The organism is Paraprevotella clara YIT 11840 (assembly GCF_000233955.1).
GTDB classification, from domain to species: domain Bacteria; phylum Bacteroidota; class Bacteroidia; order Bacteroidales; family Bacteroidaceae; genus Paraprevotella; species Paraprevotella clara.
On sequence record NZ_JH376593.1, the window covers coordinates 203,209 to 216,790 of the forward strand.

The 13,582-nt window shown below is 48.9% G+C and carries 10 protein-coding genes; 3 read left to right on the forward strand and 7 right to left on the reverse strand.

Annotated elements, in window-relative coordinates:
• Positions 1-12 precede the first annotated feature (12 nt).
• The 7 genes from HMPREF9441_RS05780 to mnmG form a co-directional block, all read right to left on the reverse strand.
• Positions 13-2,940, reverse strand: a complete 2,928-nt coding sequence (locus HMPREF9441_RS05780; RefSeq protein WP_008619062.1) for a two-component regulator propeller domain-containing protein — start codon at positions 2,938-2,940, stop codon at positions 13-15.
• 734 nt (positions 2,941-3,674) lie between these two features.
• On the reverse strand, positions 3,675-4,589 hold the full coding sequence (deoC, locus tag HMPREF9441_RS05790; RefSeq protein WP_008619065.1) for a deoxyribose-phosphate aldolase: 915 nt from the start codon (positions 4,587-4,589) through the stop codon (positions 3,675-3,677).
• A 3-nt stretch (positions 4,590-4,592) separates the two neighbouring features.
• A complete protein-coding gene (locus HMPREF9441_RS05795; RefSeq protein ID WP_008619066.1) occupies positions 4,593-4,916 on the reverse strand; it encodes a nucleotide pyrophosphohydrolase in 324 nt (107 codons plus the stop codon).
• A gap of 11 nt (positions 4,917-4,927) precedes the next feature.
• Complete coding sequence (gene dtd / locus HMPREF9441_RS05800) at positions 4,928-5,380, reverse strand: D-aminoacyl-tRNA deacylase (protein WP_008619067.1); 453 nt, start codon at positions 5,378-5,380, stop codon at positions 4,928-4,930.
• A 51-nt stretch (positions 5,381-5,431) separates the two neighbouring features.
• Entirely contained in the window at positions 5,432-7,261 is a 1,830-nt protein-coding gene (uvrC, locus tag HMPREF9441_RS05805) for an excinuclease ABC subunit UvrC (protein WP_008619068.1), read from the reverse strand.
• Positions 7,262-7,330: 69 nt separating this feature from the next.
• Positions 7,331-7,861, reverse strand: coding sequence for an adenine phosphoribosyltransferase (locus tag HMPREF9441_RS05810; protein WP_008619069.1), 531 nt, complete (start codon positions 7,859-7,861; stop codon positions 7,331-7,333).
• A 61-nt stretch (positions 7,862-7,922) separates the two neighbouring features.
• Entirely contained in the window at positions 7,923-9,794 is a 1,872-nt protein-coding gene (gene mnmG / locus HMPREF9441_RS05815) for a tRNA uridine-5-carboxymethylaminomethyl(34) synthesis enzyme MnmG (protein ID WP_008619070.1), read from the reverse strand.
• A gap of 167 nt (positions 9,795-9,961) precedes the next feature.
• On the opposite strand from mnmG, the gene HMPREF9441_RS05820 reads away from it, so the two are divergent.
• The 3 genes from HMPREF9441_RS05820 to HMPREF9441_RS05830 are packed head-to-tail and all read left to right on the forward strand — an operon-like array spanning position 9,962 to position 13,467.
• Positions 9,962-10,654 carry a succinate dehydrogenase/fumarate reductase cytochrome b subunit gene (locus HMPREF9441_RS05820; RefSeq protein WP_009392003.1) on the forward strand — a complete coding sequence of 231 codons (693 nt, stop codon included), beginning with the start codon at positions 9,962-9,964 and terminating at the stop codon, positions 10,652-10,654.
• 34 nt (positions 10,655-10,688) lie between these two features.
• The gene (locus HMPREF9441_RS05825; protein ID WP_008619072.1) at positions 10,689-12,671 is read left to right on the forward strand and encodes a fumarate reductase/succinate dehydrogenase flavoprotein subunit; all 1,983 of its coding nucleotides are present in this window, start codon (positions 10,689-10,691) and stop codon (positions 12,669-12,671) included.
• A gap of 37 nt (positions 12,672-12,708) precedes the next feature.
• A complete protein-coding gene (locus HMPREF9441_RS05830; protein ID WP_008619073.1) occupies positions 12,709-13,467 on the forward strand; it encodes a succinate dehydrogenase/fumarate reductase iron-sulfur subunit in 759 nt (252 codons plus the stop codon).
• Positions 13,468-13,582: the final 115 nt, after the last annotated feature.

A 13,582-nucleotide genomic window follows, 5' to 3' on the forward strand; every position in this document is an offset into this window, starting at 1 on the left:
ATGATGGCTTTTTCAGTTTTGTTTTTGTGACGGGGCACATTCTTTCTTTTGAAATTCGCTCGGAGTCATGCCGAAAGTGTCTTTGAATAAACTTGTGAAATGCTTATGGTCATTGTAACCTAAAGCTTCTACCACTTCCGCGATAGTCATTGTGGCGTTTTTCAGCATGTTGCAGGCATGTTGCATTTTGATGTCTTTAATGAACTCCAAAGGAGTCTGTCCGAGTAAGGCTTTCATTTTCCGGGATAATGTGGAACGCGACATGCCCAGTTCCGACGCCAACGCCAATACGTCGAAGTCCGGATCAGACAGATGGCTCTCTGTAATTTTAACGGCTTTTCTGACAAGCTGCTCATCTGCCGAAGTGAATTCCATAGGTGAGATTAAAGCCACCGGAGTATTTCTTTTTAATTCGTTTTGTATTGCTTTCCGTCGGTTGAACAGATTTTGTAATCTGACCTTCAACAGGCAGGGAGCGAATGGTTTGGATAAGTAGCCGTCAGCTCCTGTCTGGTAAGATTTGAGTTTGTATCCGGGATGGGTTCTTGCAGTGAGCAAGATAACGATGGGCAGTAAGATACCGCCAATAGCGAGCGCATAGAGCGTATAAGCCCACCACGTTTCATAGAAGGCCGGTGCTTTCCGGATGGTCAGTTCGGTGATGTGGTTGCTCCACTGCCCGTTTTCGTCGGTGGCTTTGACTTGAAATGTATGTGTACCTTTTTCCATATTGTTGTAATATGCGGAATTCTTGCCGTTATCCAGATAAATCCAATCTCTGTCTTCACCTTTCATACGATAGGCATAGCGGATTTGTTCTAAATGGTGAAAGTCGAGTGTGGAAAAGTGGATTTCTACATCTTGTTCTTCCGGTGAGAGTTGAAGGGTATAATGGGGGAAACTTCCGGCCGGGATATTTTTCCATTGACCTTGGGCATTCACTCGAATTTCGGTGATGTGTGCGGAGGTCTGTATGGGAATACTTTCTATTTTTTGGGAAGATGGAATGGAAATAATGCCCGACACACCGCCAAGGAAAATTTCTTTAGGGTCGTTTTTGTGCCTACAGACCGAGAGGAAACGGTTGAGCATAAGGTTGGGATTGTCGGTTTTATAATTTCGGTAAGCTCCATTGCGTGGATTATATTCTTTGAGGGATTGGTTGGATACGATCCACACGTGGTTGTATGAATCCACTACCAGTCCGTTTATGATGTCGCCGCTCATGTTGCATGTGGCACTGTGGTTTGTTATTTTTTTAGTTTGTGTATCGAATGAGAGTATCTCTCCTGTTGTTGTACCTAACCACAGTTCTCCGTAAGTTGTGGCATCGATATGATTGATGTTTTTGTGCAAGGTGTAAAAATAGATCTTGTTTCGGGCAAGGCAGCCTATGCCTTTGTCCGTGGTGGAAAACCATATTTTCCCGTCGTTTGTTTGCGTGATTCCGGTGACGTTTCCTCTATTTCCGGAGATGTTTTTCGGCTGCTTTTTCAACCGGTCATAGATCCAAAGCCCATCCGATGTCCCGATCCATAATCGCTTGTCGTCTTCTTCGAGAATTGTATTGACTTGGGTTTGCGGTATTTGGATGGTCTCGTCGATTTGGATGTCCATGTCTTGACGTTTGAAAGCGAAGATATGGTTTTTACTGCCGATACTCCATATTTTTCCCGGTGTTTGGGACGGAATCAGTTTATAGGGGTAGGCAATAAGGTGTCTTTTTCCTGTTGTCCATGTAGAATAGTGGGTGAGGCGTTCCGTAATCGGGTCGTAAAAACAGAGTCCGTATCGCTCTTGAGAGAACCAAAACCCTCCTTTGTCATCCACACATAAGGTGTTAATGACCGGTTGGGCTTTGATTTGTTCCTGTAAGGCTTTTAAAGGATATTTTCTGACGGTGTGTCGGCGTATGTCTATGATGAAACTTTCCATATCGAAAGCCGATACCCATAGATTTCCGTCCTTGTCTTTATAAATTTCATAAAGCATTTTGTTAGTGGAAGGAAGGAAAGACGAAGTGTCTATTTGTTTTAAATCTCCATTTTCGGTGATTTGGAAGACAAACAAATCTTTGTCTGTCGTGACCCAAAGATAATGGAACACATCGTCTTGTACCATATGAAACACATTGCCTGTGGTTTGTCCGCCTACAGCCGAGGGCATAGGTTGAGGGACATAGCGTTTTTTCGGGTCTTTGCTTTTCGGGTCGAAACGTACGATTCCTCTTTCCCAAGTCCCGAGCCAATAGCATTGGTGTGTTTCATCCCAAATGATTCGTTCGATGCAGCGATAGTCTGAGTCGGGGAAATATGGTGTCAGGGTATGCCCCTGTTGGTCGAATTTGAACATTCCGCTGTAGGTCAATGATATCAATAGGTCTCCGTTTGGGGTCTCGTAAACGATATATGCGCATTGTGGGGCTTGGTTATATTCTGTTTTGTATTTTCCGACCAACGAGCCGTCGGTGCGGAAACGGAATAAAATTCCCGGTACGCTGGCCCATATTGTTCCGTCGCGGGTCACATTGATGGAAAAGACGTTTGGGTCTCGGCTGCCTTCCAAGGGAATGGTCTTGATTTGCTGGGTGGATTTGTCTAAGGTGTATAACCCGTTTGTGGTCCCGAACCATATTTTCTTTTCGTGGTCTTCTGCAATGTAAGTAATATAGTTGCTGGCTAACAAGTTGGGATTGGATAAATCGGAACGGTAGACTTTGATGTCATATCCGTCATACCGACATAAACCGTCGAATGTGCCGTACCAGATATATCCTTCACTGTCTTGAAAGATTCTATGTATGGCTTTTACCGGCAGTTTGTCCAACATAGGAATGGGGCGTACGGATATTTCTTGGGCATGAAGCAAAGGAAAATGAATTTGAAGGGAACATGCCAACAAAATGTGGAGAAAATATTGTATGAGCAAAGGTTTGTGCATGATTCTTTGTTTTATGTGGATACAAATATAAGTATTTTGGCTGGCTAAGGCTACGGATTAAATAATTTTTATGGCTTGACAGGATGTAAACCGGTGAGAACGGCCTGTGGGTGAGAATGGTATATGAAAAGGTACGACGTTTGTTGAGGTGTATTTGATAGGTAAGGCGGATATTTTGGATATGAATGGAGACTACGGATGACATTTTGCTATTTTTTCCATGTTGGGCTATGGTAGAGGATAGATAAAATAGAGGAAAAAGATGTTCTTGTTTTAATATTTAAGATAAGATTATTGCTCTTATCGCGCATTTCCCTGTCAAAATCCGGATTTTTTTCAGCCGAACGAAAAATCGTTTGGCTGAAAGCGGAAAATGTTTCTCAGCAGATTGGGGCGGGAATCTCCGAAAAATGGCGTGAGAACGGGATAGAGTGGGGGATGAGGTCTCCGGAAATGAAAGGTTTTTCTTCTATTTGGGCCGGAAAGGCATACAAAAATACCTGCCACATTTGTCACCGTTTCCGGCTTTTCCGTGGCAGGCACTGGGTTTCATACGGACAGTAAGCGTTATGCTGCCTTTCTGGTGTCAGCAAACCATCCGCATGGGTGTCAGAATGTCATTTTCACGACGCGCGAGAATCGCGTAGAAGCGACGTGTACTCCACCGGCATTGCAAATACGCCGTTCTCGTGGGGACATGTTTGTCGTTTTGTCAAACTGTCAGAAGGGGAGGATTAGAAAAATTTCACTTCTTCTCCCGTTACTTCGCTCAGCAACAGGTTGGCCAACCGGCTTGTGCCAAGACGCAACCACTGGTTGGTAAGCCATTTTTCACCTAAGACCTCTTTGACGATGGTGTAGTACACAAGGGCGTCATGTACCGTATGCATGCCTCCTGCGGGCTTAAAACCTATCTGTATGCCTGTTTCATCATAGTATTCCTTGATGGCTTGGCACATGACATAGGCGGCTTCCGGCGTAGCGGCCGGTTCGAGTTTCCCGGTGGACGTTTTGATATAGTCGGCTCCGGCATACATGGCCAACAGGGAGGCTTTCTTGATGTTCGCGGCAGTCTTCAGACAGCCCGTTTCGAGGATGACTTTCATCTTATGGTCGCCGCAGGCCGCTTTCAGTTCGCTGATTTCGTCGCAGAGCGTCTCGTAGTCGCCGCTCAGGAACTTGCCGACGGACATGACGATGTCTATCTCCGTGGCGCCGTCTTTGATAGCCAGGGCCGTTTCGGCCACTTTGACTTCAATCAGGGCTTGCGAGGAGGGGAAACTGCCCGACACGCAGGCCACTTCCACGCCCTCCACTTCGAGCGATTGGCTGACGATTTGTGCGAAGCAGGGATAGACGCAGATGGTGGCCACGTGCGGCAGGTCGGGGTAGGTGTCCTCGAATGCGTTCACGCGTTCCGTGAAACGGAGGATGCTTTCTTCGCTGTCCGTGGTGCTCAATGAGGTCAGTTCCACACTGCCCATCAGGAATCTTTTGACTTCCGTCGTGTCGTTTTCCGGCACTTTTTCGGCGATGATTTTCGCCACGGCTTCTTTCACGGCCTCGTCGCTGAGGTTGAGGTCATACTTCTTCAATGCCTGTTCGTACTTGCTGGTTTCAGGCTCGTGATGATGTGTGTGCTCGCTCATGATTCAATGTAATTTAGGATTGTTAATATGTCGTTCTTTGTCTCTTCGGGTTTTCTTCTCGATACTTTTCCGGAGTGCCTCCGTCAGGTTCACGCCCGTCTGGTTGGCCAGGCAGATCAGTACCCAAAGTACGTCGGCCATCTCTTCTTCCAGATTGCAGTTTTCGCCTTCCTTGAAAGACTGGTCGCCGTAGCGGCGGGCCATGACACGGGCCAGTTCGCCCACTTCTTCGGTCAGGCAAGCCATGTTGGTCAGTTCGCTGAAGTAACGTACACCGACCGTTTTAATCCATTCGTCTACCTGTTTCTGTGCTTCGTCTATAGTCATATTTTCCTTTTTTATTCTTTGTTTTTAGTGTCCATGCAGATGGTGACGGGGCCGTGGTTCAACAGGTCTACTTTCATTTCCGCTCCGAATTCTCCCGTCTGCACGGGTTTGCCGAGCGCTTCGCCCAATTTCCGGCAGAAGCTTTCGTAAAGGGGGATGGCTGTAGTATGCCCGGCCGCACGGATATACGAGGGGCGGTTGCCTTTCTTGTACGAAGCCATCAGGGTGAATTGACTGATAACCAATATGTCACCTCCGGTTTCGAGGATGCTCCGGTTCATTACGCCGTTTTCGTCGTCGAAGATGCGAAGTCCTGTAATCTTACGGCACAACCAATCTATATCCTCTTCATTGTCAGCCTCTTCTATGCCCAACAAAATCAAAAGTCCGCCTTGTATGGCCGATTTGCAGTGACAGCCGATGCTTACCGACGCATGGCTGACGCGTTGTATTACGGTTCTCATGTGTTTAGCGTGTGTTTGGTTTCTTGCAAATATACGAAAAAAGCCTGCATGTCATGCTTCAGCAGGCAGGTTTTCTTGTATTATTTTCGCTTTGGCCGGTCCGATTTCTGCGGCCAGTTCGTCGAACGAAGCTTCCCGGATACGTTTCACGCTTTTAAACCGTTTGAGCAACTGGGTTTTGGTTTTCTCGCCGATGCCTTTGATGGTGTCCAGTGCCGAAACGGTCTGGTGTTTGCTGCGTTTGTCGCGATGGAAAGTGATGGCAAAACGGTGCACTTCATCCTGTATCTGGGTCATGAGCCGGAACACAGGGCTGTCTGTCTTCATGCCGATGACGATAGGCGGGAAGCCGAACAACAGTTCGTTGGTGCGATGGCGGTCGTCTTTGGCCAGTCCGGCGATGGGGATGCGCAGTCCGAGTTCGTCTTCTACCACTTCGCGTACCACCTCCATCTGTCCCCGTCCGCCGTCCGTGATTATGAGGTCGGGCAGTTCGCCTTGTTCCGCCACGGCGCGTGAATACCGGCGGCGCACCACCTCTTTCATCGAGGCATAATCGTCCGGTCCGACCACGGTTTTGATGTTGTATTTGCGGTAGTCCTGTTTGCTGGGTTTGCACTTTTTGAAGACTACGCAGGCCGCCACGGCATCCGTCCCCGAGATGTTTGAATTGTCGAAACATTCGATGCGCATGGGGAGCTTTTCAAGGTGCATGGCTTGCTGTATTTCTTTCATCAGCCGTACGCTTTTCTGTTCCGGATTGAGTTTCTCGGCCTGTTTGAGCCGGTCCAGTTTGTATTGTTTTACGTTGAGGATAGAGAGTTCCAGCAGTTTCTTCTTGTCTCCCCTTTGCGGGACGGTGAAGGTGACGCCTTCCATTTCCACGTCGATGGGAAAGGGAGTGATGATTTCCTTGGAACGGCTCTTGTAGCGTTCCCGCATTTCAGCGATGCCCAGCGTCAACAGTTCTTCTGGCGACTCGTTCATCCGTTTTTTATATTCAAAGGTGAAGGCCTGGTTGATACTCCCGTTCGTCACGTGCAAGTAGTTGATGTAAGCCGCGTTTCCATCGTCCTCAATGGAGAAAACGTCGATGTTGTGGAGGACGTTGCTCACCACTTCGCTCTTGCTCCGGTAGCTTTCCAAAAGGTCGTACTTCCTTTTGATGGCTTGTGCCTCTTCGAAACGCATTTCCGCCGCCAACGCTTGCATTTCGACGAGCATGTTCCGGCTGATTTCGGCCGTGTTTCCTTTCAGGATTTCCTTGGCTTCTTGGATGGATTGGAGGTATTCTTCGCGGCTTTGCGCTCCGATGCAAGGGCCTTTGCAGTTCTTGATGTGGTATTCCAAACAGACGTTGAACTTTCCGCTACGGATGTTTTCAGGTGTGAGCGCGAGGTGGCACGTACGCAACGGATAGAGGTTCTTGATGAGCTCGAGTAAGGCATTCAGCGTGGGAATATGGCTGTAAGGGCCGAAGTACACGGAACCGTTACGTACGATGTGCCGTGTTTTGAAAATGCGGGGAAAGTATTCGTTGGTCACACAAATGGACGGATAGGTCTTGTCGTCCTTCAGCAACACGTTGTAATGCGGTTTATAGCGTTTGATAAGGTTGTTTTCCAATAAAAGCGCGTCTTCTTCGCTGTTTACCACAATATACTTGATATCCCTGATTTTACTGACCAGCATGGCTGTTTTCCGGCTTTGGTGGTCTTTGCTGAAATAGGAATAGACGCGCCGTTTCAGGTTTTTGGCCTTACCCACATAGATGATTTCCCCCTCGTCGTTCAAATATTGGTAGCATCCCGGACTGTCCGGCAGGTTCAGGACGATGCCTTTCAAATAAGCGTCCAGCTTCTCTTTTTCTTCGGTCGTCATGGCGTTTGGAATTGAATATGAAAAGGGGACAATACAGCGTGCTGCATGTCCCCGTTAAAAAAGCTATTTTTAGACACGTAAGAGTGTGCTGATTTCAATGCCTTCGTCGAAAACCTCGCGTCCGTTCAATCCTTCGCCCGTCAGTTCGATAATGAAATTGATGTAGACGTGTGCCGGATTAAACTTCTTCACCAAGTTGTAGGCCGCTTTCATGGAACCGCCTGTGGCAAGCAGGTCGTCATGAATGAGGACCACGTCTTTTTCGTCAATGGCATCTTTATGTATTTCTATCGTATCCTTACCGTATTCTTTCATATAACTTTCCTGTAAGGTCTCGGCCGGAAGTTTTCCGGGTTTCCGGCACATAACGAAACCGGCGCCCAGTTTCACGGCAAGGGCAGCACCGAGGACGAAACCGCGCGACTCTATGCCGACCACCTTTGTGATGCCTTTGTCCTTATAGATTTCATACAATTCGTTTAGCATAATCTTCATGCACTTCGCGTTTTTGAAGAGTGTCGTTACGTCCTTGAACTGAACTCCGGGTATAGGGAAGTCCGGAATGTTTCGCAGATTCTTCAGTAATGTTGGATTGTTCATAACCAGTATTTTATCTGTTGGTAATTTAAGTTTTGTTTCACGTGAAACGTAGAGCTTCCGACTACCGTCCCAGAAGCACGAGCAGCACGTTGATGTCGCTGGGAGAGACGCCTGGGATGCGTCCGGCCTGTGCCAATGTTTCCGGATTGATTTTCTCTAATTTCTGACGGGCTTCGGTCGACAGGGAGTTCATGTTTTTGTAATCGAAGCGGCCTTTTATCTTAATGCTTTCCAAGCGCTGCATCTTGTCGGCGATGATTCTTTCGCGGGCAATATACCCGTGATACTTTATCAATACTTCGGCAGCCTCGATGATTTCATCCCGTCGGTCGGTCAATGTGTCGAGCAGAGCCTTTAACGGTGCGATATGTTCGGCAATGTTTTTCACCGTGATTTGCGGACGGTTGATTAATTCGAAAAGTTTGCATCCGTATTTGAGCGGTGTCGTGCCTAAAGCTTCCAATCCGGAATTGATCAGGGCCGGTTTCAACGAGAATTCTTTGCAGAAACTTACGATTCGTTCGACAGCGTCCTTTTTGGAAAGCCAATGGTCATAGCGTTCGCGTGTAGCCAATCCTATTTGATAAGAACGTTCCGTGAGGCGTGCGTCTGCATCATCTTGACGAAGCAAGATACGATATTCTGCCCGCGACGTGAACATGCGATAAGGTTCGTCTACTCCTTTAGTGACTAAATCGTCGATGAGTACGCCGATATAGGATTCGTCGCGGTGCATGACGAAAGGTTCGCCTCCGGAACATTTCAAGGCAGCATTGATTCCGGCTACGATGCCTTGTCCGCCTGCTTCTTCGTAACCTGTGGTTCCGTTGACTTGTCCGGCCATGAATAAGCCCGGCAATATTTTCGATTCCAACGTGTGATACAGTTGGGTGGGGTCGAAGTAATCGTATTCTATGGCATAACCCGGCCGGTATATGGCCAGATCGCGGAAAGCCGGGATTTTTTTCAAGGCTTCGATTTGGATGTGGAGCGGCAGGCTCGATGAAAAGCCGTTTAAATAATATTCTTGCGTGCTTTCGCCCTCCGGCTCCAAGAAAAGCTGATGTTGGTCACGTTCAGGAAAGGTGACCAGTTTGGTCTCGATGCTCGGGCAGTAGCGCGGCCCTATGCTTTGGATTTGTCCGTTGTAAAGGGGAGAATCCGGCAAACCGCTTCTCAACACTTCATGAACTTCCGGATTGGTAAAACAGGTCCAGCACGGAAGTTGTTTCAGTTGCCGGTCGCGCCCCATGAATGAGAACTTATGGTAGTCGTGTTCTCCCTCCTGTATTTCCATTTCCTCGAAATGTACGCTTCTTCCGTCGATGCGTACCGGTGTCCCGGTTTTCATCCGCCCGTAGTTTATGCCGTGGCGGGCGATGGATTCGGTCAAATGGTACGATGCCGGTTCGGCCACACGGCCTCCGGGCAACTGCGTGTGTCCGATGTGCATCAGGCCGTTCAGGAACGTGCCGGTCGTCAGGATGACACAGCGTGCCCGGATCGTCACGTCGAAATATGTCTTCACGCCTGCCACTTCTCCGTGCTCTACGAGGAGTTCCTTCACTTGGTCTTGCCAAATATGCAAATTGGGTGTATTTTCCAGGATTTCCCGCCATGCCCAGATGAATTTTCCACGGTCGCACTGGGCGCGGGGGCTCCACATAGCCGGGCCTTTCGAACGGTTGAGCATACGGAATTGTATGGCGGTGCGGTCGGTCACGATACCCATGTAGCCGCCCAAAGCGTCTATTTCCCGGACGATTTGTCCTTTGGCAATGCCCCCCACGGCCGGATTGCAACTCATTTGTCCAATCTTGTTCATGTCCATGGTGACAAGGCAGGTTTGCGCTCCCATGTTGGCAGAGGCTGCTGCCGCTTCGCAGCCTGCATGGCCGCCGCCTATCACTATCACATCGTAGTCGAACTTCATTTTTAACTTGTTTTTACGGTTACAAAAGTAGTGATTTTTAGGAATATAATTCGGCTATTTCTTTGTGTTATTCAGGATTTAGAGTAATTTTGCAGAACCTTATCAGGAGGATGAAGATGTAGGAATTCCTTTATATTATTTATTAAATATTTTAAATTCAATCATTTATGTGGTTATGTGATTCATCTATTGGTAGGAAAGTGGTGATGTCGGTTACCGGTATCGCGCTTGTCCTGTTCTTGACGTTCCATGCGTCGATGAACGTTGTGGCTCTGTTCTCGGCAGAAGGCTATAACATGATTTGTGAATTTCTGGGCTCCAACTGGTATGCGGTAGCGGCAACTCTGGCATTGGCAGCTTTGGTGATTATTCACATCATCTATGCTTTCTGGCTGACGATGCAAAACCGTAAGGCGCGCGGTAACAACCGTTACGACGTGACGAGTAAGCCTGACAAGGTGGAGTGGGCTTCACAGAACATGTTGGTGCTGGGCATCATCGTTGTATTGGGCATGGTTCTGCACCTGTACAATTTCTGGTATAACATGATGTTTGCCGAGTTGATGGGCGATCCCTACATGGGCGGCCTGCACGCAACGGATGGTTACGGTTATATCGTAGCTACGTTCAGCAATCCGGTTTATACCGTATTGTACATCATCTGGCTGGCTGCCCTGTGGTTCCATTTGACGCACGGTTTCTGGAGTGCCATCCAGACATTGGGTTGGAACGGTAAGGTGTGGTTCGACCGTTGGAAGTGCATCGGCAACATCTACACCACTATCGTCATCCTGATGTTCTTGGTAGTGGCATTGTATTTCTCTTTCTGCGGCGGTTGCAGCGGAAGCGTGTGCTACTAATATTAATTAATGAATCATTAAATTGAAACGAACTATGACAAAGATAATCGATTCCAAGATTCCGGAAGGACCGGTAGCTGAGAAATGGACCAATTATAAGGCACATCAGAAATTGGTGAATCCGGCCAATAAGCGGCGTTTGGACATCATCGTGGTCGGTACCGGTCTGGCCGGTGCCTCTGCCGCAGCTTCTCTCGGCGAGATGGGATTCAAAGTATTTAATTTCTGTATTCAGGATTCTCCGCGCCGCGCACACTCCATCGCTGCACAAGGAGGTATCAATGCAGCCAAGAATTACCAGAACGACGGTGACTCTGTTTACCGTTTGTTCTACGATACGGTGAAGGGCGGCGACTATCGTGCCCGTGAAGCCAATGTGTATCGCTTGGCCGAGGTTTCCAACAACATCATCGACCAGTGTGTGGCACAAGGTGTTCCCTTTGCCCGCGAATACGGAGGCATGTTGGCCAACCGTTCGTTCGGTGGCGCACAGGTATCCCGTACGTTCTACGCCAAAGGACAGACCGGACAGCAGTTGTTGCTCGGTGCTTATTCGGCTTTGAGCTGTCAGGTGAATGCCGGTACGGTGAAATTGTTCACCCGTTACGAAATGATGGATTTGGTGATGGTAGACGGTCGTGCACGTGGTATTATCGCCCGCAACTTGGTGACCGGTAAATTGGAGCGTTTTGCCGCCCATGCCGTAGTTATCGCTACCGGAGGTTATGGTAATACGTATTTCCTTTCTACCAATGCCATGGGCTGTAACTGTTCGGCTGCCATGCAGTGTTATCGCAAGGGAGCTTATTTCGCCAATCCCGCTTACGTACAAATCCACCCGACTTGTATCCCCGTCCATGGCGACAAGCAGTCCAAACTGACTTTGATGTCAGAGTCTCTGCGTAACGACGGCCGTATCTGGGTGCCCAAGAAATTGGAAGACGCCAAGGCATTGCAGGCCGGAACCAAGAAGGGCAGCGATATTCCTGAAGAAGACCGTGACTATTATTTGGAACGCCGCTATCCGGCATTCGGTAACCTTGTTCCCCGCGACGTGGCTTCACGTGCAGCCAAGGAGCGTTGCGATAAAGGTTTCGGTGTGAACAATACCGGTTTGGCCGTATTCCTCGACTTCTCTGAAAGTATCGAGCGTCTGGGTATCGACGTGGTGCTCCAGCGTTACGGCAACCTCTTCGACATGTACGAAGAAATCACCGACGTGAACCCCGGTAAGCTGGCTAACGAAATCAACGGCGTGAAATACTATAATCCGATGATGATTTATCCGGCTATCCACTACACGATGGGCGGTATCTGGGTAGACTACGAGCTTCAGACTTCCATCAAGGGCTTGTTTGCCATCGGTGAATGTAACTTCTCAGACCACGGTGCCAACCGTTTGGGTGCTTCCGCCTTGATGCAGGGTTTGGCCGACGGCTACTTCGTCCTGCCTTACACCATCCAGAACTATCTGGCCGACCAGATTACCGTTCCCCGTTTCTCTACCGAACTGCCTGAATTCGCAGAGGCAGAGAAGGCCGTGCAGGCACGTATCGACCATTTGATGGGCATCAAGGGAAAGAAATCCGTGGATTCCATTCACAAAGAACTCGGCCACATCATGTGGGAATATGTCGGCATGGGCCGTACGGAAGAAGGTCTGAAGACGGCGTTGAAGCTCTTGAAAGACATCCGCAAGGAGTTCGAGACCAATTTGTTCATCCCGGGTTCTACGGAAGGCGTGAACATCGAACTGGAGAAGGCATTGCGCCTGAACGATTTCATCACGATGGGCGAACTCATCGCTTATGATGCCCTGAACCGTAACGAGTCTTGCGGCGGTCATTTCCGCGAAGAATACCAGACGGAAGAAGGCGAAGCCAAGCGTGACGACGAGAACTACTTCTACGTATCTTGCTGGGAGTACCAAGGCTCTGACGACGTGGCTCCCGTATTGTATAAGGAACCTCTCGTTTACGAAGCCATCAAGGTTCAGACACGTAACTACAAGAGCTAATAAACGGTTTGTTCAACGATTATAAAGAAAAACAACAATGGAGAAAAATATATCATTTAAGCTTAGATATTGGCGCCAGAACGGACCGAAAGACAAGGGCCATTTTGACGAGCGTGAGATGAAAGACATTCCGGGCGATACCTCATTCCTGGAGATGCTGGACATTTTGAATGAACAACTGGTAGAGGAGGGCAAGGAACCGTTCGTATTCGACCACGATTGCCGCGAAGGCATCTGCGGTATGTGTTCTTTGTACATCAACGGTACGCCCCACGGCAAGACCGAACGCGGTGCCACCACCTGCCAGCTCTATATGCGTAAGTTCAAGGACGGCGATACGATTACCGTGGAGCCGTGGCGTTCCGCCGGTTTCCCCGTCATCAAAGACTGCATGGTAGACCGTACCGCTTTCGATAAAATCATGCAAGCCGGCGGTTATGTGACCGTGCGTACGGGACAGCCCCAGGATGCCAATGCCATTTTGATTCCGAAGCAGAATGCCGATGAAGCCATGGATTGCGCCAGTTGTATCGGTTGCGGTGCCTGTGTGGCAGCCTGCAAGAACGGTTCTGCCATGTTGTTCGTCTCTTCCAAGGTGAGCCAGTTGGCTTTGTTGCCGCAGGGCCGTCCTGAGGCTGCACGCCGTGCCAAGGCCATGATAGCCAAGATGGACGAACTCGGCTTCGGTAACTGTACGAATACCCGCGCTTGTGAGGCCGTGTGTCCGAAGTGCGAAAGTATCGCCAATATCGCCCGTCTGAACCGTGAGTTCATCAAGGCGAAGTTGAACGACTAAAAGGCGAACGCTTAGGCTTTTCTTAAGCACTTTTACATGAAATATAAAGCGCGTCCCCGGTCAGGGTGGACGCGCTTTATTTTGGTCTATGGTTTGCCCGATGCGCGTTTTCCTC